This is a genomic window from Mycobacterium angelicum, from assembly GCF_002086155.1.
Taxonomy (GTDB): Bacteria; Actinomycetota; Actinomycetes; order Mycobacteriales; family Mycobacteriaceae; genus Mycobacterium; species Mycobacterium angelicum.
The window spans coordinates 1-519 of the sequence record NZ_MVHE01000257.1; the positions used below are offsets into that span (position 1 = coordinate 1).

Consider the following 519-nt stretch of genomic DNA (forward strand, 5'->3'; position numbering starts at 1 on the left):
GTCACTCGGCTGCGGGTCGTCTGCAGAAACGCCGTGGCGCGCTCGGGCTCGTTGAGCATCCAGAACCGATTCGCCGCCCGGGGTATCGCCCAGGCCATCAGCTCGGTCTCGGTCAATTCGGCGGGATTCACCGCCGCCAGCACCGCGTCAGCTTCGCGACCGCGACCCTGCCAACCGAGTGCGTAAGCCAAGGGCAGGCGTGCCGCCAGGGCGTCCGACCTATCCAGCGCTGCCCGCGCCAACCGTTCGGCAAGCCGGACGTCGCCGAGCCGCAGGGCCTGCCCGGCTGCGGTCGCCGCATCCGTGACCGCGGCCGGGGTAGCACTGGCGGGGACGTCGATGGCCAGTGAGGACAGCCGTAACTGATCGCTGACATGGTCGGATGGGTGCTTGGCCAGCTGCGCGACCAGCGACACGCGCAATGCATGCGCGTGCTCGGCCGTCAATACGGCGCGTGCGCGGTCGGCGTACAGCGGATGGCCGACAAAAATCTCGCTGGTATCGCTGTCGGGACCCACC

1 pseudogene is annotated in these 519 nt (G+C 69.4%); it reads right to left on the bottom strand.

The features are described 5' to 3' along the window. Nucleotides 1-519: pseudogene (locus BST12_RS29280) on the bottom strand (AAA family ATPase); the annotation flags it as partial.